At 70.4% G+C, this 22,123-nt stretch carries 22 protein-coding genes; 3 read left to right on the top strand and 19 right to left on the bottom strand.

The genetic code is table 11. From position 1 onward, the window contains the following. Positions 1–2: 2 nt before the first annotated feature. From H4F98_RS11285 to H4F98_RS11245, 9 genes are all read right to left on the bottom strand, one after another. Positions 3–1,625 (bottom strand): acyl-CoA dehydrogenase family protein, encoded by a 1,623-nt coding sequence (locus H4F98_RS11285; protein ID WP_182687709.1) that lies wholly within the window; start codon positions 1,623–1,625, stop codon positions 3–5. Between the two features lie 201 nt (positions 1,626–1,826). Continuing rightward, positions 1,827–2,039, bottom strand: coding sequence for a cold-shock protein (locus H4F98_RS11280; RefSeq protein WP_141518518.1), 213 nt, complete (start codon positions 2,037–2,039; stop codon positions 1,827–1,829). 107 nt (positions 2,040–2,146) lie between these two features. Continuing rightward, entirely contained in the window at positions 2,147–2,914 is a 768-nt protein-coding gene (locus H4F98_RS11275) for an S-methyl-5'-thioinosine phosphorylase (RefSeq protein ID WP_182687707.1), read from the bottom strand. Next, positions 2,911–3,468, bottom strand: coding sequence for a hypoxanthine-guanine phosphoribosyltransferase (locus tag H4F98_RS11270; RefSeq protein WP_182687705.1), 558 nt, complete (start codon positions 3,466–3,468; stop codon positions 2,911–2,913). The genes H4F98_RS11275 and H4F98_RS11270 overlap by 4 nt, the downstream gene beginning before the upstream one ends. Beyond that, complete coding sequence (gene nagZ / locus H4F98_RS11265; protein WP_182687703.1) at positions 3,468–4,463, bottom strand: beta-N-acetylhexosaminidase; 996 nt, start codon at positions 4,461–4,463, stop codon at positions 3,468–3,470. The genes H4F98_RS11270 and nagZ overlap by 1 nt, the downstream gene beginning before the upstream one ends. A gap of 13 nt (positions 4,464–4,476) precedes the next feature. Continuing rightward, entirely contained in the window at positions 4,477–5,007 is a 531-nt protein-coding gene (locus H4F98_RS11260) for a CYTH domain-containing protein (protein WP_182687701.1), read from the bottom strand. Between the two features lie 9 nt (positions 5,008–5,016). Next, on the bottom strand, positions 5,017–6,354 hold the full coding sequence (rlmD, locus tag H4F98_RS11255) for a 23S rRNA (uracil(1939)-C(5))-methyltransferase RlmD (protein ID WP_182687699.1): 1,338 nt from the start codon (positions 6,352–6,354) through the stop codon (positions 5,017–5,019). Between the two features lie 141 nt (positions 6,355–6,495). Beyond that, positions 6,496–7,113 carry a DUF1318 domain-containing protein gene (locus tag H4F98_RS11250; protein ID WP_246373115.1) on the bottom strand — a complete coding sequence of 206 codons (618 nt, stop codon included), beginning with the start codon at positions 7,111–7,113 and terminating at the stop codon, positions 6,496–6,498. A gap of 29 nt (positions 7,114–7,142) precedes the next feature. Then, a complete protein-coding gene (locus tag H4F98_RS11245; protein ID WP_182687687.1) occupies positions 7,143–9,167 on the bottom strand; it encodes a hypothetical protein in 2,025 nt (674 codons plus the stop codon). A 71-nt stretch (positions 9,168–9,238) separates the two neighbouring features. On the opposite strand from H4F98_RS11245, the gene H4F98_RS11240 reads away from it, so the two are divergent. Then, entirely contained in the window at positions 9,239–9,964 is a 726-nt protein-coding gene (locus tag H4F98_RS11240; protein ID WP_182687685.1) for a response regulator transcription factor, read from the top strand. Here the strand turns inward: H4F98_RS11240 and recO are convergent. The 9 genes from recO to rpoE form a co-directional block, all read right to left on the bottom strand. Next, entirely contained in the window at positions 9,949–10,716 is a 768-nt protein-coding gene (gene recO / locus H4F98_RS11235) for a DNA repair protein RecO (protein ID WP_182687683.1), read from the bottom strand. The genes H4F98_RS11240 and recO overlap by 16 nt on opposite strands. A 24-nt stretch (positions 10,717–10,740) precedes the next feature. Continuing rightward, positions 10,741–11,649, bottom strand: coding sequence for a GTPase Era (gene era / locus H4F98_RS11230; RefSeq protein WP_182687681.1), 909 nt, complete (start codon positions 11,647–11,649; stop codon positions 10,741–10,743). Between the two features lie 86 nt (positions 11,650–11,735). Further along, positions 11,736–12,422 carry a ribonuclease III gene (gene rnc, locus H4F98_RS11225; RefSeq protein WP_343064764.1) on the bottom strand — a complete coding sequence of 229 codons (687 nt, stop codon included), beginning with the start codon at positions 12,420–12,422 and terminating at the stop codon, positions 11,736–11,738. Further along, positions 12,403–12,780 (bottom strand): DUF4845 domain-containing protein, encoded by a 378-nt coding sequence (locus H4F98_RS11220; protein WP_182687677.1) that lies wholly within the window; start codon positions 12,778–12,780, stop codon positions 12,403–12,405. Before H4F98_RS11220 ends, rnc begins: the two co-directional genes overlap by 20 nt. A gap of 56 nt (positions 12,781–12,836) precedes the next feature. Beyond that, positions 12,837–13,628 carry a signal peptidase I gene (lepB, locus tag H4F98_RS11215; protein WP_182687675.1) on the bottom strand — a complete coding sequence of 264 codons (792 nt, stop codon included), beginning with the start codon at positions 13,626–13,628 and terminating at the stop codon, positions 12,837–12,839. 182 nt (positions 13,629–13,810) lie between these two features. Continuing rightward, the gene (lepA, locus tag H4F98_RS11210) at positions 13,811–15,604 is read right to left on the bottom strand and encodes a translation elongation factor 4 (protein WP_182687673.1); all 1,794 of its coding nucleotides are present in this window, start codon (positions 15,602–15,604) and stop codon (positions 13,811–13,813) included. 160 nt (positions 15,605–15,764) lie between these two features. Further along, entirely contained in the window at positions 15,765–17,282 is a 1,518-nt protein-coding gene (locus H4F98_RS11205; protein ID WP_182687671.1) for a DegQ family serine endoprotease, read from the bottom strand. A 73-nt stretch (positions 17,283–17,355) separates the two neighbouring features. Continuing rightward, on the bottom strand, positions 17,356–18,291 hold the full coding sequence (locus H4F98_RS11200) for a sigma-E factor negative regulatory protein (RefSeq protein WP_182687669.1): 936 nt from the start codon (positions 18,289–18,291) through the stop codon (positions 17,356–17,358). Continuing rightward, positions 18,288–18,929, bottom strand: a complete 642-nt coding sequence (gene rpoE, locus H4F98_RS11195) for an RNA polymerase sigma factor RpoE (RefSeq protein ID WP_182687667.1) — start codon at positions 18,927–18,929, stop codon at positions 18,288–18,290. Before rpoE ends, H4F98_RS11200 begins: the two co-directional genes overlap by 4 nt. Before the next feature lie 265 nt (positions 18,930–19,194). On the opposite strand from rpoE, the gene H4F98_RS11190 reads away from it, so the two are divergent. Together H4F98_RS11190 and H4F98_RS11185 are read left to right on the top strand one after the other, a co-directional pair. Further along, complete coding sequence (locus H4F98_RS11190) at positions 19,195–21,237, top strand: 3-hydroxyacyl-CoA dehydrogenase NAD-binding domain-containing protein (RefSeq protein WP_182687665.1); 2,043 nt, start codon at positions 19,195–19,197, stop codon at positions 21,235–21,237. Continuing rightward, positions 21,234–21,731 carry a hypothetical protein gene (locus tag H4F98_RS11185; RefSeq protein WP_182687663.1) on the top strand — a complete coding sequence of 166 codons (498 nt, stop codon included), beginning with the start codon at positions 21,234–21,236 and terminating at the stop codon, positions 21,729–21,731. The genes H4F98_RS11190 and H4F98_RS11185 overlap by 4 nt, the downstream gene beginning before the upstream one ends. Before the next feature lie 19 nt (positions 21,732–21,750). On the opposite strand, the gene H4F98_RS11180 is transcribed toward H4F98_RS11185, so the two are convergent. After that, positions 21,751–22,104: a PilZ domain-containing protein gene (locus H4F98_RS11180; RefSeq protein WP_182687760.1), complete on the bottom strand. Its 354-nt coding sequence runs from the start codon at positions 22,102–22,104 to the stop codon at positions 21,751–21,753. Positions 22,105–22,123: the final 19 nt, after the last annotated feature.

Genomic DNA, 22,123 nt, shown 5'->3' with positions numbered 1-22,123 from the left:
ACTCAGGCGGCCGGCAGTGCCCGTTCGATCGCGCGGGCGAAATCGATCCCGTCCGCCAGCGTGCCCAGCGCCTGCGCATGCGGCGACGCCAGCCGGCTGGCGATGAAGTCACCGGCCAGCGGACTGTCGGCCTGGCACAGGGCCGAGGCCTGCAGCGCAAGGGCCAGGCGTTCGACCAGGCTGCGCGCGGAGGCCTCGCCCGCACGCGCCAGGCGTTCGTCCAGGTCGGCCAGCCAGGCCGCTGGCAAGCCCGGCGCGCGCGCCAGTTCCCGTCGCAGGACGTCCAGGCAGGCAGGCTCCCGGTGCAGGGCCCGGAGCACGTCGAGGCACTGGATGTTGCCGCTGCCTTCCCATATCGAATTCAATGGCGCCTGCCGGTAGAGACGCGGCAGGATCGATTCCTCGACATACCCCGCGCCGCCGAGGCACTCCTGCGCTTCGTTGACGAAGGCCGGCGCGCGCTTGCAGATCCAGTACTTGCCGATCGCCGTGGCCACCCGGGCGAACGCGGCCTCGTCGGTATCCCGGCCGGCGGCGTCGACCGCCCGGGCCACCCGCATCGAGAAGACCAGGGCCGCCTCGGCCTCGATGGCCAGGTCGGCAAGCACGTTCTGCATCAGCGCGTGCTCGGCCAGGCGCTTGCCGAACGCATGGCGATGCCGCGCGTGGTGGATCGCCTCGGCCAGCGCCATGCGCATTTCCGCCGAGGAGCCCAGCATGCAGTCCAGTCGCGTGAGCATCACCATCTGCAGGATCGTTGGCACGCCGCGCCCCTCCTCGCCGACGCGATGGGCCCAGGCGCCGTCGAATTCGACCTCGGAGGAGGCGTTCGACCAATCGCCCAGCTTGTCCTTCAGGCGCATCAGGCGGAACGCGTTGCGCGTGCCGTCGGGCCGCCAGCGCGGCAGCAGGAAGCAGCCCAGGCCCCCGGGCGCCTGCGCCAGGACCAGGAAGCCGTCCGACATCGGCGCGGAAAAGAACCATTTGTGCCCGACCAGCGCGTAGGCATCGCCCTCGAGCGGACGGGCGACGGTCGCATTGGCGCGCACGTCGCTGCCGCCCTGCTTCTCGGTCATGCCCATGCCCAGCGTGAGCCCGGCCTTGTCCATGGCCGGCACGTCGCGCGGGTCGTAGCACGGGGCCGCCGCCCGCGTGGCCCAGTCGCGCAGCGCCGGCACGCCCTGCAGGACCGGCACCGCGGCGTGGGTCATCGTCAACGGGCAACTGCTGCCCGGCTCGACCTGGTGGTGCAGGTAGCTCAGCGCCGCGCGCGCCACGTGCGCGCCCGGGCGCGGGTCGCGCCAGGACAGGCCAGCGACGCCGTGCTCGATCGCCGCGCCCATGATGGCGTGGTAGTTGGGGTGGAACTCGACCCGGTCGATGCGATGGCCGAAGCGGTCATGGGTACGCAGGCGGGGCCGGTCGCGATGGGCGTCGAAACCCAGCGCATGCAGCTCGCCACCGGCCAATGCACCGTAGCGGCCGACGTCGTCCTCCCAGGCCGCCGCGCCTTCGCGCACGAGGGCCTGGCGAAGCGCGGCGTCGTCGCGCCACAGGTCGCGCGGCGCGAATGCCGGCGGCTGGTTGTCGACGCGATGCGTCGCGAATGGCGGCAGTGCGTCCATGGCGGCCTCCTTCCGGGTGGATGCCTGATTCTAGACCCGGCGAACGTCCCCACGGCGCCGTCCCACCGCGACCGCTGGTGCCCGGCCGTATCGGGCGGGCACGCGGCAGGGCCCACCCTGCGACGGCCCCTCCCTCGCGGGGGCCGGCCACAAAAAAGCCCCGCCAGGCGGGGCTTCAAGAATATCGATGTGCGGGCGCGATCAGCCCTCGCTGGCGACGCCGACTTCGGACGCCTGCGCGCCCTTTGGTCCCTGGGTCAGCTGGTAGCTGACGCGCTGGCCTTCCTGGAGACTACGAAAGCCCTTTGCATTGATGGCGGAGAAGTGCACGAACACGTCCGCGCTGCCATCTTCTGGTGAGATGAAGCCAAATCCCTTGGCGTCGTTGAACCACTTGACGGTACCGTACTGCATGTCCTTGATGACCTCATGCTGGATGCGATGGGCGCGACGGCGCGCAGGCGCGACCGACGCAGGGCCGAGTATGCAAACTGAACGCACGCTTGACAACTGCTGGCGGCTCAGTTTTCCACAACGGCCCCTATCAGATCCGCCAGCCCCGCCGATGCCGCCGCGACGTTGTCCAGCACGTCCTGCAGGGTGATCACTTCGTCCGGATCCGGACCTGCGCCGGCCGCCCAGTTGGCGACAACCGCGAGGCAGGTGTATTCCAGCCCCAGCTCGCGCGCGAGACCCGCCTCGGGCATGCCGGTCATGCCGACCAGGTCGCAGCCGTCGCGGCGCAGGCGGGCGATCTCGGCGCGCGTCTCCAGGCGCGGACCCTGCGTGGCGCCATAGCAGCCGCCCTCGACCAGGTCGACGCCGGCACGACGGGCTGCCGCGAGTACGGCCTGGCGCAGGCCGCGCGAATAGGGCTCGCCGAAATCCACGTGCAGGACTTCGCCGCCGGAAACGGCCCAGGGCTCGCCTTCGCAGAGCGTCGAGACCCGCCCCCAGGTGTAGTCGATGAGCTGGTCCGGGCAGGCCAGCACGCGCGGACCGAAGCGCTCGGTGATGCCCCCGACGGTATTCAGGGCCAGCACGCGCGTCGCGCCCAGGTGCTGCAGGGCCGCGAGGTTGGCGCGGTAGTTGACCAGGTGCGGCGGCACGGAATGGCCTTCGCCGTGCCGGGCCAGGAACGCGACCCGGCTTGCGCCCAGGCGACCGACCCGGACCGGGCCCGACGGCGCGCCGTAGCGGGTCTCCACGACGTGGGTCTCCACCTCCTCCAGGCGCGCCAGCGCATAGACGCCGGTGCCGCCGATCACGGCCAGGTCGATGTCGCTCATGCGTCGTCCTTCAGGGCATGGATGTCGGGCAGGTTGCGCCCCTGTTCGTGGAAGTCCATGCCGTAGCCGAACACGTAGCGATCGGGCACGTGGACGCCGATGTAGTCGGCGCACACGCCTTCCACGCAACGGTCGTGCTGCTTGACCGCCAACACCGCGACGCGGACGTCGCGGGCGCCCTGCTCGCGGCACCATTCGATGATGCCGGCCAGGGTATGGCCCTCGTCGAGGATGTCGTCGGCCAGCAGCACCCGGCGACCTTCCAGCGGCGTCGCCGGCCGATGCTTCCAGACCAGGTCGGCGCCGCGGGTGTCGCCGCGATAGCGCGTCGCGTGCAGGTAGTCGAACTCCAGGTCCAGCCCGCGCGCGCCCACCTCCATCGCCAGGCGCGCGGCGAACGGCAGCCCGCCGTGCATGACCGTCAGGTAGACCGGCGCCTCGTCGTAGTCGCGGCGGATCTCGTCCGCCATGCGCGCCATCGCCCGTTCGAGCACCGCCTGCTCGACGACGATGTCGGCATTGTCCAGCGCCCAGCCAAGATCATGTCCACTCATCAAACCAGACCCTCCAGTTTCCTGCGGCTTTCGTGGTAACGCGCGTCGGCCAGCAGGCCGCTCCAATCGAGCGTGCCCCGGCCGAGCAGGCGCTCGACCGGGCGCGGGTCGAGGCGCCGGTCGCGCACGGCGACCAGGGCGTCCTCGACCAGTTCGGGGTGGCAGACCAGGACGGCGTCGCAACCGGCGTCCAGGTGCGCGTCCACCCGCGCACCGACGCCGCCGGCGCTGTCGGCGGCCTTCATGCCGATGTCGTCGCTGAAGACCACGCCCCGGAAGCCCATGTCGCCGCGCAGGATGTCGCCGATCCAGCGTGGCGAATACCCCGCCGGCTCGGGCGCCACCGCCGGATAGGTCACGTGCGCCATCATCACCGCGTCGGCGCCCGCCTCGATCCCGGCGGCGAACGGCACCAGGTCGCGCGCCTGCAAGGCCTCCAGCGCGCGTGGGTCGGTGGCCATCTCGAAGTGGGTGTCCTCGAGGACGGAGCCGTGTCCTGGAAAGTGCTTGAGCGTGGCGGCCATGCCCGCACTGTGCATGCCGCGGACGTAGGCGCGGATGAATGCGGCCACGATCCCGGGCGTGTCCGAAAACGCGCGATTGCCGATCGCGCGGTTGCCCCATCCCAGGTCGACCACCGGCGCGAAGCTCAGGTCGACGCCACTGGCGCGGATCTCGCTGGCCATGAGCCAGGCGTGGTCCTCGGCCAATGCCAACGCGTCGTCGGGATCGAGCGCATGGCGGCGGCTGAAGCCCTCCAGGGCCGGCAACGCGCTGTAGCCGTCGCGGAAGCGCTGCACGCGCCCGCCTTCCTGGTCCACGCATACCAGTTGCGGGCGTGGCGCGGCTTCGCGGATGGCCGCCGACAGATCGGCGACCTGGTCGCGCGAGGCGAAGTTGCGGCCGAACAGCACCACGCCCGCGCAGGCGTCGTGCTGCAGCCATTCGCGCTCGCGCGCTTCGAGTCGTGTACCGGCGATGCCGATCAGCAGCATGGCGCGCGCTCCGTCAGGGGGCCGTCCCCGCGCGCTCGTCCGCGGTCCACTGCGAATACGGGCGCGAGGCCAGGGCCAGGTTGTAGTAACGGATGGCGTGGGTCACCTCCGCGCCCAGCCATTCGGGGCGTTCGAAAGCCTCGTTGGCATCGCCGAGCTCGATCTCGGCAACGACCAGGCCGGCGTTGTCGCCAAGGAATTCATCGACTTCCCACTCGTGCGCGCCGGCGGCGATCCGGTGGCGGCGCTTTTCGATGCGCCCGCCCACGCACAGGACCAGCAGGTCGCGGGCATCGGCCACGGGAATGGCGTAGTCGAACTCCTGCCGGGTGTGGCCCAGCTCGCGCGACTTGAGGTTGAGGAACGCGGCGTCGCCGGCGATGCGCACCCGCACCGACGCCTTCATCGCCGCGTCGCCGCCGTCGACGGGTTCCATGGCCGCCAGGTCGTTGAGGTAGCCCTGCGCCATCGTCTCCACCTGGTGCGCCTGCGCCCGCCAGGCGTCGCCGCGGACCAGGAACTTGCGTTCGATCTCGATGCCCATGCCCGCCCCTCAGCCCGGTTCGAACAGGGCGATGGATTCGACGTGGGCGGTGTGCGGGAACATGTCCATCACCCCGGCCGCCTGCAGCTTCCAGCCCTTCTCGTTGACCAGGAAGCCGGCGTCGCGCGCGAGCGAGGCCGGATGGCAACTGACGTAGACGATGCGCTTGAACTGCTTGAGCGGCAGCACCGACAACACGAAGTCGGCGCCCGAGCGCGGCGGGTCGAGCAGCAGCTTGTCGAAGCCTTCGCGCATCCACGGCTCGGCCGACAGGTCCCTGGCGAGGTCGGCGGCGAAGAAGCGCGCGTTCCCCAGGCCGTTGTGGGCGGCGTTCTCGCGGGCGCGCTGGACCAGCCCGGCCTCGCCTTCAACGCCCACCACTTCGCGCACGCGGCGCGCCAGCGGCAGGGTGAAGTTGCCGAGCCCGGCGAACAGGTCGAGCACGCGCTCGTCGGCCCCGGGCTCGAGCAGCTCGAACGCGTGGTGGATCATCTTGCGGTTGAGGCCGGCGTTGACCTGGATGAAGTCCAGCGGACGGAACTTCAGCTCGATGTCCCAGTCCTGGAGGTGGAACGACAGCGACACCTCGTCCGGATACAGCGGGTGCACGCTGTCGACGCCGCCAGGCTGGAGGAAGATGGCGAAATCGTGCGCCTTCGCGAAGGCCACCAGCGCCGCGCGGTCGGCTTCGCCCAGCGGCGAGAGGTGGCGGAAGGTCAGCGCGACGGCGGCATCGCCGGCGATGAACTCGATCTGGGGGATGTCCCGGCGCGCCTCGAGGCCGTCGACCAGGGCCGACAGCGCCTCCAGGCGCTCGCCGATCCGAGGGATCACCGTGTGGCACTCGCGCAGGTCGGCGACGAAGCGCGGATCGGTCTCTCGAAACCCCACCAGGGTCTTGTCCTTCTTCTCGACCCGGCGGACCGACAGGCGGCCCTTGCGACGATAGCCCCAGGCCGCATCGGTGAGCGGCGGCAACCAGCGCGCGGGCGCGACGTGGCCGATGCGCTCCAGGTTCTCGGCCAGGACCCGCTGCTTGGCGAGGATCTGCCGGTCCTCGGCGTAGTGCTGCAGCGCGCAGCCGCCGCAGGTGCCGAAATGCGGGCAACGCGGCGCCACCCGCTCGGGCGCGGCCTCCAGTACCGTCTCGGTGCGCGCTTCGTCGAAGCTGCGGTGGCGGCGGGTCTGCACGGCCATCACGCGCTCGCCGGGCAGTGCGCCGGCGACGAACACGGCCTTGCCGCCGCCCTCCGGGTGGCGCGGATCGGGGCGTCGCGCGACGCCGCGACCGTCGTGGGTCAGGTCGGTGATGACGGCTTCGAAGGGGGTCTGGTCGATTCGGGCCACGGGGCTGGCTTCAGGCTCGCTGGGGCGGAGCCGCCCATTGTCGCAGATGCGGCGAAGCGCGAGGCGGTCGCGCCGCGGCCGGAACGCAGACGGCCCGCGGAAGCGGGCCGTCGTCGAACGCCACCGGCATGCCGTTCGCGCTTACTTCTGCTTCCAGCTGCCGCCGCTCTGGTACCACCAGCCCTTGCGGGCGCTGGAGATCCACTGGCGTGCAAACACGTCCCGGATCTGCGATTCCCATTCCGGATGGCCATTGGCGACCGCCACTTCGCGGTAGACGGCCTTGCGGTCGCGGTTGTCGTCGGCGACCGCCTGGTTGATCGCGACGCGGTCCTTGAGCGGCAGCTGCCCGGCGTCGCGCACGACGATGGTGCCGTCGGCGGCGAAGCCCAGCGCACCCGCGTCGAAGCCCGCGCGCAGCTGCGACTCGAAGCGCGAGGCCATCCGCGCCTGGATCGCCTGGATCGCCGGGGTCTTGATGGTGATGTCCGGCTGGCCCTGCGCATGGGCGCTGCCGACGCCTGCCAGGGCCCACCAGTCGATGCGCGAGGCCAGCGCAAGCGCCGACGCGGCGTTGCCCGGCTGCAGCGACGCACCGTCGTCGCCCTCGTCGGCCGGCACGGCCGCCTCGTCGCCGATCACCTTCTCGACGAACTCCTGCGCGGCCTCCCGCGCCTCGGCGGCGGGGAAATACACGTTGATCGTCACGCAGGCCGTCAGCATCACCGCGGCCACGGGCAGTCCCATCCAACGACGCATTCTCATCTCTCCTGACTCTTGCACGATATTCATTCGACCACCGGCGCGACATCGCCGCTGCCGATGGCCGCGAGGCGTTCAACCAGAGTGGGCCAGTCTACACGCCGGTTGAAGCCGACCACGGTCAGCCGCGGGACCCCGGCGCCCTCGACGATAATAAAGCCGCGACCGGCTGAACCCAGGCCGTCCATGGTGCAGACCTCGTCGGCGAGCACGCAGGCGATGCCGATGCGCGAGTAGCGGAAGTCGTCGAACAGGCCGATGAGCCGCCCCTGCAGGCTGCCCATGAACGAGGCGTCGCCGACGCTGGACAGATCCTGCACGGCGCGCTGGCTGATCCGCTGGCGCACGCCGCGCCCGCGTTCGGTGTGGAGCTCGGCATCGAAGGCCACCGGCGTCCAGTTGACCAGGCGCAGCCTGTCGATGCGTCCATGCAGGCGGCCGCTGATGCTGCCGAAGCCGAACACGCCCGTCAGTGCCTCCAGGTCCAGGCCGTCCATGCCGATGTCGGCCGACAGGGTCGGCGCCACCCCGAACGGTCGCTCCATCGACAGCGAGGACACCTCGACCTCGCCGTCGAACAGTCGCATCACCAGGCCACCGTCGAAATCGAGGCGATCGGCGGCGTAGTGCGCCATCGGGATGCGTCCGCCCAGCCGGCCGGTGAAGGGCGGCCAGTCCAGGGCCGTGCTGAGCGCGGCGACGTCCAGGTCCTCCAGTGCGAGGCCGAAGCGTACGTCCAGTCCCGACGCCGCACCGGGCGGCTGGATGCGCACGTCGTCGAGGACGACCTGTCCGCCCAGCATCGCCAGGGGGATAGCCTCGCGGCTGCGCAGGGTACCGTCGCCACTGGCGAAGGGCAGCCGCGCCGCTCCGAAGCGCAGGCCATAGAGCGTGCCCGAGTCCCACCGCAACTCGCTGTCCACCGGGGTGGCGCTGGAGAACACGAGGTCGCCGCGCAGGCCCTGGAATCCGAACCTTTCGCGCGGATCGACGACACTCACGCCCTCCAGGCGGAGCCCGGCCTGTTCGAGGTGTCCCGACTCGATGCCCAGGACCAGGTCCGCGCGCCCCCCCAGTTGCAGCTCGGCCAGGCCGGCGACGCCGAGCCAGCCACTGAGATAGTCCGCACCCAGCGCACCCAGGTCGGTGCTGTGCAGCTCGAGTTGCAGCGCATCGAGGCCGGCGTCCGCCGCCCACCGCGCCCGGCCACGGGCCTGGAGCCCGTCGCCGTCCTGCCAGCCGAGCCGGGAGAAATCCCAACTGCCGTCACCGGCTTTGCGCGCCTCGCCCGACAGCGCGACCGCGCGTGATCCCAGCGATACGTAGGTCGTGCCGAACAGCAGCTCGCCGCCCAGCAGGTCGCCATCGACCGCGATCACCGGCATCGCCCCCAGGCTGGCACCGATGCCCAGGCGCGCCCCCAGGCCTTCGGCGGCGATGCTGCCATCCGGCGTATCGACCGCCAGGTCGTCCACCTCGAGCCTGGCATCGACCTGCAGCGGCCGGTCGCCGGCCCCATCGACGAGCACCTGCCCGGTCATGCGACCGCCGCCGAAACGCCCGTCCGGCCATGCCTGGCTGGCCAGCGCCTGCGCCCATTGCACCGGCACGCGGGTCAGGTCGATGCGGGTCAGGTCGGGACTGGCGGCGTCGCGGTCGAGCGCGACCCTCGCCTGGCCACGGACGAGCTCGGCCTGCGTGGACGCCGTGTCCAGCGCAAGCGACAGGCGCGCCGTACCGGCGCCCGCCGCGGACACGTCCCCCGCGCAGGACCAGGCGTCGCCATCGCGTCGCAGGGGGCAGGTCCAGTCCAGGCCGGAGAACCGGTAGCCCAGGTCGGGGGCCCGGGCCGTGCGGGCACGCACGCGCAGGCGGCCGCTGGACGCGCCCGGGGACCAGGCCAGGCGCACTTCCACGTCTTCCAGGATGGCCACCGGTGTCTCCACCCGCGCCACCCGCAACTCCGCGGCCCGCGCCTCCACCCGCGCCGGCAGCGCGAGCGCCACCAGTCCACAGGCACCGGCAAACAGGCTTACTATCCACGTGGACATGGCACGCAGCATACCGGCACGCGCGAGGGGGGTGAACGGCCGGACGCGGGATCCCAGGAGACGATCACGACATGGACACGCCATTGCGCATCCTCCTCGTCGAGGATGACCCGACCTCGTCGCGCTTCATCGCCGCGGCCCTGCATTCCCTCCCCGCACGGGTCGACGTCGCCGACTCGCAGGCCGGCGCCATCGAACTCGCCCTCGCGGCCGGCCACGACCTGTGGCTGGTCGATGCGCGGCTTCCCGATGGCGATGGCATCGCCCTGCTCCACGCCCTGCGGGCACGCGGCTTGACCACGCGCGCGCTCGCCCACACCGCCTCGCTCGACCGCCTCGACCACGACGCATTGTTGGACGCGGGCTTCCGCAAGGTCCTGTGCAAGCCGCTGGCGGGCGCCGAACTGCGTGCGGCGGTGCATTGCGCGCTGGGCCTGCGTGAGCCGCGCCCTCCCCTGCGCATGTCGACGGCCGTGGCAGCGACGTATGCGCCGGTCTGGGACGACGCGGGCGCCCTTCGCGCGCTCAACGGCAATGAGGAGCATGTCGCGCAGTTGCGTGGCCTGTTCATGGCCGAGCTGCGGGAAACGGGCGCGGGCCTCATGGCGCATTGGCGCGACGACGAGCTGGATGCCCTCGAGGCGGGGCTGCACCGCCTGCGTGCCAGCTGCGGTTTCGTCGGCGCCGCGCGCCTGGCCGCCGCCGTGTCCGCATGGCAGGCCGCGCCGCGGGAGGTCGAACCGCGCTCGGGCTTCGAGCGCGCCCTGCGCGACACCCTGGCTCAGCCGCCCGGCTGAAGCGTCCCCGGCGACCCGCCCTCGGCGCCCGGCATCAGCCGCGCCAGCGACCCCAGCATTTCCCAGGATTTCAGGCCCCTTGGCCCCAGGTGGTGCGCCAGCACCGCACGCATGGCCCGGCGCAGGGCGGCCATGTCCTCGGCCTCGGGCTGGAGGTCCCCGGCCAGCGACAGCAGCGCGCGCCCTGTCGCGGCCTCGCTGCGGTCGGCCTGGCCGCGGTCCATCAGCAGGCGACGCGGCCCGTGCTCGGGATCGAGGCGGTAGCGTGCGGCCGGATCGATCGGCGTCCCGTCGCCGTCGCAATGCCATTCGAACCCGACACCCAGTGCATCGAGCAGGTCGCGTTCGTAGCGGCGCAGGGTCCAGGCCAGGGCATCGCCCGCACGCAGGCGTTCGCGGGCGGTGGCGTAGGCCACGAACAGCTCGGACTGCTGGACCTGACGTGGCGCCAGGCGCAGGGTCAGCTCATTGAGGTAGAACGCACCCAGGCTGGCCTCGCCCGCCAGGCGCGGCGCCACGTCCACGGCCTCGGCCGCGACCAGGCGCGCCAGTTCGCCGCGCCAGATGGCATCGAAGCGGATGAACTGCAGCGGTTGCAGCGCCGCACGGAGGGGATGGCGCCTGGCGCCCTGCACCCCGCGCGCGAGCAGGCCGACACGGCCGTGGCCGGCACTGAGCACTTCCACCAGCATGCTGGTCTCGCGCCAGGGCCGCGCGTGCAGCACGAAACCGGGTTCCGCGCTCAGGCGCATGGTCGCGCCGCCCGCAGGCAGGTCCTAGTCGTGATAGCCGAACGCACGCAGCGCGGCCTCGTCGTCGGACCAGCCCTGGCGTACCCGCACCCAGGTCTCCAGGAAGACCTTCGCGCCGAACAGGCGCTCCATGTGCTGGCGCGCCTTGGAGCCGATCTCGCGCAGGCGTTCGCCGCCCTTGCCGATCACGATGGCTTTCTGGCCGTCGCGCTCGACCCAGATCACCGCACCGATGCGCAGCAACGCCCCGTCGACCTCGAACTTCTCGATCTCCACCGTCGTGGCGTAGGGCAACTCGTTGCCCAGCTGCCGCATCAACTGTTCGCGGACCATCTCGCCGGCGAGGAAACGCTGGCTCTTGTCGGTGATTTCGTCCTCGCCGTAGATCGCCGGCTGTTCGGGCACCAGCTTGAGCAGGGTGTCGACCAGCGCTTCCAGTCCATTGCGCTTGAGCGCGGAAATGGGGTGGACGCCGGCGAAGTCGCGCCCCTCGCTCACCTTCGCCAGGTAGGGCAGCAGCGCGGTCTTGTCCTTCAGCCGGTCGACCTGGTTGACGATCAGCACCACCGGCAGGCCGGCATTGCTCAGGGCCTCGTAGGCGAAGGCATCGGCTTCGTCCCAGCGCCCGGCCTGGACCACCAGCGCGGCGACGTCGACGCCCTCCAGGGCGCCGCGCGCGGCCCGGTTCATCATCCGGTGCATGGCCGAGGCGGTCGACTTGCCCTGGTCCCGGTGAAGGCCAGGGGTGTCGACCAGGACCAGCTGGCCGGCGTCGAAGCTGGCAATGCCGAGCAAGCGGTGGCGGGTGGTCTGTGGACGGTTGGAGACGATGCTGACCTTCGCGCCCACGAGGGCGTTGGTCAGGGTGGATTTGCCGACGTTCGGCCGGCCGATGACAGCAACGTGTCCGGCCCGGAAAGGAGGGGTGCTCATGCGGGGATTGTCCGCCTGTGCCGTCATCGGGGCAAACCCCGCGTGCCGCGGGCCAGGCCGGATCCGGTCCGGCGCTGGCGGCGGACTCAGCCGGGCTTGCCGCGCGGCGCCTCGATCCGCTCGAGCGCGAGCTCGGCGGCGGCCTGTTCGGCCGCCCGCCGGGACGTCCCCTCGCCCTCGGTGTGCACCGGAGGATCGACGAGCTCGCAACTCACGTGGAAGGTCTTGGCATGCTCTTCGCCGCTTTCCGACAGCAGCGCGTAGGCCGGCAGCGGCTTCTGGCGGCCCTGCAGCCACTCCTGCAGCCGGGTCTTGGCGTCCTTGCCGACCTTGTGCGGCGGCGGCATCGCGGCCATCGCCGGTTCGAACCACGGCAGCACGGTCGCCCGGCAGGTTTCGAAGCCGGCATCCAGGTAGATCGCGGCCACGATCGCCTCGACCACGTCGGCGAGGATCGAGTCGCGGCGATGACCGCCGGACTTCATCTCGCCCGGCCCCAGGGTCAGCCGCGCGCCCAGGTCCAGGGTCCGCGCGATGGTGGCCAGAGAGGACTCGCGCACGAGCTCGGCTCGCGCGCGCGTCAAGGCGCCTTCGTCAACCTGGGGCCAGCGCTGGAACAGCGCCTCGGCGATGATCAGGTTGACCAGCGCGTCGCCGAGGAACTCCAGCCGCTCGTAGTGCGGCGCGCCGGCGCTGCGGTGCGTCAGCGCCTGGCGGAGCAATTCCGGTGAGCGGAACGCGTGCGCGAGCGGATCAGCCCCCGGCACCGCGATTGAGCTTCTGCTGGGCGACGAAATGGCCCACGACGTCGAGGTTGCCGATGAGCGGCTTGCGCACTTCATAGTCCACGGTGATCTCCCAGCCCGCGTCCTTCCGCGCGATCTTGAAATCGTCCTTGGTCACGTTCTCGGCGTAGCTCACGTACAGGCGACGGAAGAACAGGTCGCGGATCTTCTGCGGGTCGGCGTTCTCCACGGCCGCGTCCGTGCTCATCTCCGACAGCGCGCGCTTGACCGCGTAGTACTCGGAATACATCGGGATGAGCTTCATGCCCATGTAGATGAACACACCCACCACCGCGAGCACGATGATGAAGCCGATCAACGTCATGCCACCTTGCGTGCGTTTCATGCTCGAACTCCCCTATATGAGTTGAATGTGGCCCAGGTGGCCGGCGAACCCCGCCCCTACTGGATGCTGCTGCCGATCCTGGACGTATCGATGCCCCCATCGATGTTCATCCAGATCAGGAACGCCTTGCCCCGCAGGTTCTCCTCCGGGAGGAAGTGCGTCTGCCAGTAACGGCTGTCCTCGCTATTATCACGATTGTCGCCCATCACGAAATAGTGCCCCGTTGGCACTTCCCACTCTCCGTCGCCCTGGTCGGGGAACGGAAGCGCGATCCGTTCGAGCACCCGGTGGCGGCGGCCGTCCAGATTCTCCTCCAGTTCCTCGGCCCCTGTCATCTCGCGGCCGCTGCCCTTGCCCTCGTAGATGCCGATCGGCTGGTAGGCCATGGGCGTTCCATTGATGAACACGGTGTTGTTGCGGTAGGCCACGGTGTCGCCGGGCAGGCCGACGATGCGCTTGATCCAGTCCTGGTCGGGGTGGTGCGGCGGCCGGAACACGACCACGTCGCCGCGCCTTGGCTCGCCGATCGATACCACCTTCTTGTTGGTGATGGGCAGGCGCAGGCCATAGGTGAACTTGTTGACCAGGATGAAATCGCCGGTCAACAGGGTCGGCATCATGGAGTTGGAGGGGATTCGGAACGGCTCGGCGACGAAGCTGCGCAGGATCAGCACCACCAGCAGCACCGGGAAGAACGCCTTGGAATAGTCGACGTACCAGGGCTCGCTGCCGTCGTCGAGCAGGGTTTCCCGGGCGGCCCGGTACTTGGCGAGATAGAGCTTGTCGAGCAGCCAGACCAGCCCGGTGACGAAAGTAAGTGCCACCAGGGCGATTTCAAACCAACGCATGTGCGCTCCTTGGATAGAGCCGGGATATCGGCCTAGACGCCGGACAGGGTCGAAAGGCCCCGCCTACCGGCGAGTCTGCCTGCCCTGCCCCCGGTACGGACCCGCCGTTGGTCACGGTAGTTCCCCGGGAGCGGCGAAAGCGACTGCTTTCGCTGCCGGTTGTCGAGTCCTTCGTCCCCGCCTTATTTATTGTCCGTCTGCAAGACCGCCAGGAAGGCTTCCTGCGGAATCTCGACGCTACCGACCTGCTTCATCCGCTTCTTGCCGGCCTTCTGCTTCTCCAGCAGCTTCTTCTTGCGGCTGATGTCGCCACCGTAGCACTTCGCGAGCACGTTCTTGCGCATCGCCTTGACCGTGGTGCGGGCGATGACCTGCGAGCCGATGGCGGCCTGGATGGCGACGTCGAACATCTGCCGCGGGATCAGTTCCTTCATCCGCTCGCACAGGTCGCGGCCACGGCGGTCGGCGTGGCTGCGGTGGCAGATCACGCTCAACGCGTCGACCTTGTCGCCGTTGATGAGGATGTCCACGCGCACGAACGGACCAGGCTCGAAGCGCAGGAAGTGGTAATCCAGCGAGGCGTAGCCGCGGCTGACGGACTTGAGCCGGTCGAAGAAGTCCAGCACCACCTCGGCCATCGGCAGCTCGTAGCTGATCTGCACCTGGCTGGCCATGTAGGTGATCCCGATCTGGCTGCCGCGCTTTTCCTCGCACAGGGTGATGATGCCGCCGATGTAGTCCGGCGGGGTCAGGATGTTGGCGCGGATCAGCGGCTCGCGGACCTCCTCGACCTGGTTCACCGGCGGCAACTTGGCCGGGTTGTCCATCGGGATGATGCTGCCGTCGGTCTTGAGGACCTCGTAGACCACGGTCGGCGCGGTGCTGATCAGGTTGAGGTCGTACTCGCGCTCCAGGCGCTCCTGCACGATCTCCATGTGCAGCATGCCCAGGAAGCCGCAGCGGAAGCCGAAGCCCATCGCCTCGGAGCTCTCGGGCTCGAAGCGCATCGCGGCGTCGTTCAGGCGCAGCTTCTCGAGCGCCTCGCGCAGGTCGGGGTAGTCCTCCGCGTCCACCGGGAACAGGCCGGCGAACACGCGCGGCTGCATTTCCTGGAAGCCCGGCAGCGGCTTGGGCGCCGGGTCCGCGGTCAGCGTGAGCGTATCGCCCACCGGCGCACCGTGCACGTCCTTGATGCTGGCGTTGACCCAGCCCACCTCGCCCGCGCCCAGCCGGGCCAGTTCCTTGCGCTTGGGCGTGAACACGCCGACGTTGTCGACCTGGTGGCTGCGACCGGTCGACATCACCGTGAGCTTGTCGCCGGGCTTGATCTCGCCCTGCATGATGCGCACCAGCATCACCACGCCCAGGTAGTTGTCGAACCACGAATCGATGATCAACGCCTGCAGCTTGTCGGTGTCGCGCGGCTGCGGCGGCGGGATGCGGGTGACGATCGCCTCCAGCACGTCCTCGACGTTGAGGCCGGTCTTGGCGCTGACCGCGACCGCATCCTCGGCGTCGATGCCGATGACCGCCTCGATCTCCGCCTTGGCCTTGTCGATGTCGGCGGTGGGCAGGTCGATCTTGTTCAGTACCGGCACGACTTCCAGCCCCTGCTCCACCGCGGTGTAGCAGTTGGCGACCGACTGCGCCTCCACGCCCTGGGCGGCATCGACGACCAGCAGCGCGCCCTCGCAGGCGGCCAGCGACCGGCTGACCTCGTAGCTGAAGTCGACGTGGCCGGGGGTGTCGATGAAGTTCAGGAAGTAGGTCTGGCCGTCGCGGGCGGTGTACGGCAGGGACACCGACTGCGACTTGATCGTGATCCCGCGCTCGCGCTCGATCGGATTGTTGTCGAGCACCTGGGCTTCCATTTCGCGCGCCGTCAGGCCGCCGCACAACTGGATGATGCGGTCGGCGAGCGTCGACTTGCCGTGGTCGACGTGGGCGATGATGGAGAAGTTTCTGATCTGCTGCATGCGGGGTTTCGAGGCCGCGGAAGGCGGCCCTGCGGGAATCCAGGGGTTAACGGGGCATTATCGCACACCGCCCCGCCCCCGGGCCGTCGCCGCGCGCGGGCGCGCGGGACGGGTTCACGGATCCCCGGACCCACCGGCGGTGCCGGTGGGCCGGCCTGGCTCAGCCCTTCCCGGGCGTGACCGCGACGAACTGGGTGGCGCCGCCGCGGCGGACGAGCAGCATCACGGTATCGCCCTTGCCGACGCCCTTGAGCTCGGCGTCGAGCTCCCGGGGGCTGCCGACCGACTCGCGGCCCACGGCCAGGATGACGTCGCCGGGCTGGATGCCGCTGGTCCGGGCCGACGCGTCCACGCCGGTGACGACCACGCCCTCGTCGTCCTCCAGGCCCGCGCGCTGGCGCTGGGCATCGGTCAGGGGCCTGACCTGCAGTCCGAGCGCATTGCGGGAGCTGCCTTCGTCGGCCGCGTCGTCGCGGTCGCCGCGGGCCGGTGCGGCGGCCACCGCATCGCCATCCAGGGCGTCGAGCACCACGGTGACGTCACGCGGCTTGCCCTCGCGCAGCACCGTGAGCTTGACGCGCGTGCCCGGCGCCTTGGCGCCGATCAAGGGCGGCAGGTCGGCGGACGTGTTCACCGGACGGCCGTCCACGGACTGGATCACGTCCATCGGCTCGATGCCGGCCTTCTCGGCCGCGCTTCCCGGACTGACCACCGAGACCAGCGCGCCGCTGGCGCTGCCGATGCCGAGCGCGTCGGCCTGTTCGGCGGTGATGGCCTGCACCTGCACGCCCAGCAGGCCGCGGCTGACCTTGCCTGTGGCCTTGAGCTGGTCGGCCGCGTTCATCGCCAGGTCGATCGGGATGGCGAAGCTGACGCCCATGTACCCGCCGGAGTTGGAGAAGATCTGCGAGTTGATGCCGATCACCTCGCCACTGGTGTTGAGCAGGGGGCCGCCGGAATTGCCACGGTTGATCGCGACGTCGCTCTGGATGAAGGGCACGTACTGCTGGCCCGAGTACGGGTTGCTGCGGCCGACCGCGCTGACGATGCCCGCGGTGACCGAGTGGTCGAGGCCGAAGGGCGAACCGATCGCGACCGCCCACTGCCCCGGCCGGGTATTGCCGGCGTTGGCCATGCGCAGGAAGGGCAGGCCCTTGGCGTCGATCTTGAGGACGGCGACGTCGTACTGTTCGTCGCTGCCGATCACCCTGGCCTCGAACTCGCGACGGTCGGACAGGCTGACCGTCACCGTGTCCGCGCCTTCGACCACGTGGTGGTTGGTCAACAGGTAGCCGTCGTCAGAGATCAGGAAGCCGGTGCCCAGCGAGGTACCGCCACCGCGCGGACCGCGCGGCCCGGACGGCGGGAACTGGTCGCCGAAGAAGCGGCGGAAGAACTCGGGGATCTCGGCATCGTCGGGCATCTGCCCCCGGGTGTTGCGCTGGGGCGTGATCTCTGCGCGGATGCTGACCACGGCCGGACCCACGCGCTCCACCAGGCGGGTGAAGTCGGGCAGGCCCGAGACCAGCGGCGGGGCCGGCGTACTGGAGGGCGGCGGCGCGATGGACGCCGTCGGCGTGGCCTGCGCGGCATCGGCGGGCGGCTGCGCGGTGCAGGCCACCGGCAGTGCGGCGGCGATGAGTCCGGACAAAGCAAGGGCGCGAAGCGGTCGGTTCATGGAATCGGCCTCGAGAGTGTGGAAGGAAGTTGGACGGCCGGGGCGGTTCCGTTCCCCGGCCGGGGGTCTGGGGTCAGTGGGGCCCGGGGACGCCAGGGTCCGGCAGGGCTTCTTCGGGGACGGGTTCGCCCGACGGCGCATCCTGGACCGGGGGCTGCTGCAAACTGGGTTCGAACGGGTAGAACGAAGGCGATGGCGAGGTGCCGGCGTCGTAACCGACCGCGTAACCCTGTCGCGTGCCGTAGCCGGGCAACACCGCGCGCGGCCATGGCCGCGACTGCACCGGCGCCTCGGCGGGCACGGCTTGCGGGGTGAAGGGATTGGGCACCGGGTCGGCCTCGCTGGCGACCCGGGCCTGCGGCGCGGCGGCCTCCGACGACACGGCCATGCGGGATGCGTCCGCGCCGACCTCGCGCAGGGCCTGTCGCTGGCGGACCGCGCGCCGGGGCGCATCGGCGACCGCGACCGCGGCGGCAGCCGTGGCGAGCCCGGCCTCCGTGGCATCCGCGCCCGGCGGCGCCGCCGGAGCCGGTTGCGACGGGGCCGCGGCGGGCGCCGGTCCGGCCTCCCGATCGGCGACCTGCGGCGAGCTATCGAAGCCGGCGGGCGCGTCCGCCTGGCCCAGCGGGCGTGCCACGAACAGGGCCGCCACCGCCACGGAGGCGGCCAGGGCCGCGCCCGGGATCCAGCCGCGCCGCCAGCGCGAACGCGTATCGCCCAGGTCGCTGCCCACCGCACGCGGCAGCGCGGCGAGGTCCTGGTCGGCTTCCAGCTCCGCGGCGACGCGCGCGGCGAAACCGGACGGCGCCAGGCCGCAGGACTGGCGACGCATCACGTCGCCGGCCAGTTGCCAACGACCGAAGGCCGCGCGCCACTCGGGGTCGTGGCCCAGGCGCCGGTGCGCGAAGCGCGCTGCGTCGCCCTGCAGCTCGCCATCGAACAGCGCGCACAGGGTCTCGCGATCGGCATCGATCGAAGGGACGTTGGGATTGGACGGGGTCGGCGTCATCGGTGGGCACGCTCCGGGGTTCCGGGGGTATCGAGCAAGGGGCGCAGGCGTTCATCGATCGCCTCGCGGGCACGGAAGATCCGCGACCGCACGGTGCCGATGGGGCAGTCCATCTGCCGGGCAATCTCCTCGTAGCTCAGCCCCTCGACCTCGCGCAGGGTGATGGCGACGCGCAACTCCTCGGGGAGCGATTCGACGGTGTCCATCACGCTGCGCTCGACCTGCTGGCGCATGAGCTCGTGTTCGGGGGTATCGGTGTCGCGCAGCCGGATCCCGCCGTCGAACTGCTCGGCGTCGGCCGCGTCGACGTCGTCCGTCGGCGGCCTGCGGTTCTGCGCTACAAGGTGGTTCTTGGCAGTATTCACGGCGATCCGGTGCAACCAGGTATAGAACTGGGCATCGCCCCGGAAATTCCCCAGCGCGCGATAGGCGCGTATGAAGGTCTCCTGGGCCACGTCCTGGCACTCGCTCCAGTCGGATACATAGCGTCCCACCAGCCCGACGATCCGATGCTGGTACTTGCGCACCAGGGCATCGAAGGCCGCGCTGTCGCCCTGCTGCACGCGCCTGACCAGTTCCTGGTCCAGCGCGTGGTCCAGCCCATGGGCCTTGTCTTGAGCAAGTTCGTTATCGGCCATGCCGTGCCGGCACTCCTGTCAGCTCGGCCATCAGCCGAACATTGGGACACCCCTTGCGGGGAAAAGTTCAATCCACAACATTAATGGGGACGGCGGCATCCACCTCAAGCGGCCGGGCGCCGGCCGCACGGCCGCTTGCACGGGGCATTGACGCCAGCGTCCCCACAATCGGGACCCACGGCACCCTTGGATCCCCCGGCATTTGACGGCGGGGAAACATCCTCGGGATGATACCGGCCTCCCATACGTTAACGGATGGTGCAGCATGATCGCTGGCCTTGACGGTCTTCGCTTCCAGCACTGGCAAACCTCGCTCCGCGAGGACGGTGTGTTCGTACTCGCTTTCGACCGGGCGGGCACCTCGGTCAACACCTTCGCCCAGGACGTGCTGATCGAGCTCGACAGCCTGCTTGAACGCCTCGCGATGGACCCGCCCAAGGCCGTCGTGGTGGCCTCGGCCAAGACGAGCGGCTTCATCGCCGGCGCCGACATCAAGGAGTTCCAGAGCTTCGACGAGAAGGGCACGGTCGGCGACGCGATCAATCGCGGCCAGCAGGTCTTCCAGCGCCTGGCCGAGCTGCCCTGCCCCACCGTCGCCGCCATCCATGGCTTCTGCATGGGCGGCGGCACGGAGATCGCGCTGGCCTGCGACTACCGGGTCGCCAGCCGCTCGCCCTCGACGCGGATCGGCCTGCCGGAAGTGAAGCTGGGCATCTATCCCGGTTGGGGCGGCAGCGTGCGCCTGCCGCGCCTGGTCGGCGCGCCCGCCGCGTTCGACATGATGCTGACCGGACGCACCTTGTCGTCGTCGGCGGCGCGCGCGATCGGCCTGGTCGACAAGCTCGCCGATGAACCGGTGCTCGTCGACGAGGCCGCCAAGCTCGCCCTGCGCGGGACCACGCGACCGTTCAAGCAACGCTTCATGGCCTGGCTGACCAACACCTGGCCGGCGCGGCAGGCGTTGGCGCCGGTGCTGGCCAGGCAGGTGGCGCGCAAGGCCCGCAAGGACCACTACCCCGCCCCTTACGCGCTGATCGGCACCTGGCAGCGCAGCGGCGGCGACATTCAGTCCCTGCTCGCCGCCGAACGCCGCTCGGTGGTCAAGCTGTCGGCCACGCCGACCGCGCGCAACCTCATCCGCGTCTTCTTCCTGCAGGAGCGGTTGAAGAGCCAGGGCGGCAAGGACCATGGCATCGCCCGCGTCCACGTGGTCGGGGCCGGCGTCATGGGCGGCGACATCGCCGCCTGGTCGGCGTACAAGGGCTTCGAGGTAAGCCTGCAGGACCGCGAGCAGCGTTTCATCGACGGCGCCCTGTCGCGCGGCCGCGCGCTGTTCGACAAGAAGGTCAAGGACGAGGCGCGACGCGAGCAGGTCAACGCCCGCCTGCGTGGCGACCTCGCGGGCGACGGCGTCGCCGACGCCGACCTGGTGATCGAGGCGATCATCGAGGACCCCGAGGCCAAGCGCGACCTGTACGCGACGCTGGAGCCTCGGATGAAGGCCGACGCGCTGTTGACCACCAACACCTCGTCGATTCCGCTGACCGAACTGCGCGAGCACATCCAGCGCCCGGCGCAGTTCGCCGGCCTGCACTACTTCAACCCGGTGGCCCTGATGCCGCTGGTGGAGATCATCCACCACGACACCGTGTCGGGGGCGACGCAGTCTCGACTCGCCTCCTTCTGCCGGGCGATCGACAAGCTGCCGGTGCCCGTCGCGGGCACGCCGGGCTTCCTCGTCAACCGCGTGCTGTTCCCCTACATGCTCGAAGCCGCGCATGCCTTCGCCGAGGGCATCCCGGGCCCGGTGATCGACAAGGCGGCGGTGAAGTTCGGCATGCCGATGGGCCCGATCGAACTGATCGACACCGTGGGACTGGACGTCGCCGCCGGCGTTGGCGCGGAGCTCGCGCCGTTCCTCGGCCTCGAGGTCCCGGCCGCGCTGGGCAACGTCGAGCCGGGCAAGCGCGGCAAGAAGGACGGACAGGGCCTCTACAAGTGGGTCGATGGCAAGCCGGTCAAGCCCGAGGTGCCCAAGGACTACCGGGCGCCCGCCGACCTGGAGGACCGCCTGGTCCTGCCCCTGCTCAACGAGGCGGTCGCCTGCCTGCACGATGGCGTCGTCGCGGACGCCGACCTGCTCGATGCCGGCGTGATCTTCGGCACCGGTTTCGCCCCGTTCCGCGGCGGTCCGATCCAGTACGTGCGCGAGACCGGCGCCGAGGCCCTGCTCGCGCGCCTGAAGGCGCTGCAGGCGAGCCATGGCGAGCGCTTCGCGCCACGCCCGGGCTGGGACGCACTGGGATGAAGTGGCTTGCCCTCGGTGCCTGCCTGGTGGCAGGCCCGGTGGCCGCCGCGCAACCCACGTCCATGCCGGCGCCGCCCGAGGCACCGGAGTGGTTCGAGCACATCGAGACGCCTACCCGCCTGACGGTCCTGGTCGCGGACTGCGACGCCGGACCCGCCCCCCCTCAGGTCGGGGCGTTCAGGGCCTGGCGACTTGACGACGGCACGCTCCGCGTCGAAGGCTGGGTCGGACACAATGGCTCGCAGCGGGTCGACGTCCGCTGGGCCAAGGCCTGGACGGTGGGACCCTCGCTCGAACTCGCCTATCGCTACCAGCCCGAGCCCCACCCCGGGATGCCGGTGATGATGTGCCCTGCCTTCAGCCGGCTCCGCTTCGACGTGTCCGGGATCGGGACGATGCCGCGGGACGTGTCCATCCACGCCGGCCGCTTCGTTTACGACCAGAAGGCATCCGTGGAGATCGCGGATCCCCCGGCGCAAGCCGCACGGCCCTGATGGACGCCACCTCGGCGCCCTACATGGTGTAGGTGGCGCGTTCCGACTGCAGCTGGCCGGCCAGCAGCGCTTCGATCTTGCCGCGGACGGTTTCGTTCTCCGCGGTCTCGTTGAACTGCACGCCCACGCCGGAGGGGCGGTTGCCCTGCGCGCCCACCGGGGTCACCCAGACCACCTTGCCGGCCACCGGCATGCGCTCGCTGGACTCGGGCAGGGTGAGCATGAGGAAGACCTCGTCGCCGATGAAATAGCGCTTGGGGGTCTGTACGAAGATGCCGCCGCCCCGCAGGAACGGCATGTAGGCGCTGTACAGCGCGGCCTTGTCCTTGATCGCCAGGGTCAGAATGCCTTGACGCGCACCACCACCACTCATGTCCAGTCCCCTGTTCGCA

It is taken from the genome of Marilutibacter spongiae, assembly GCF_014145325.1.
In the GTDB taxonomy this organism is placed as follows: Bacteria; Pseudomonadota; Gammaproteobacteria; order Xanthomonadales; family Xanthomonadaceae; genus Marilutibacter; species Marilutibacter spongiae.
Note: the sequence above shows the minus strand (reverse complement) of the source record. Positions and strands in the feature narration are given on the sequence as shown.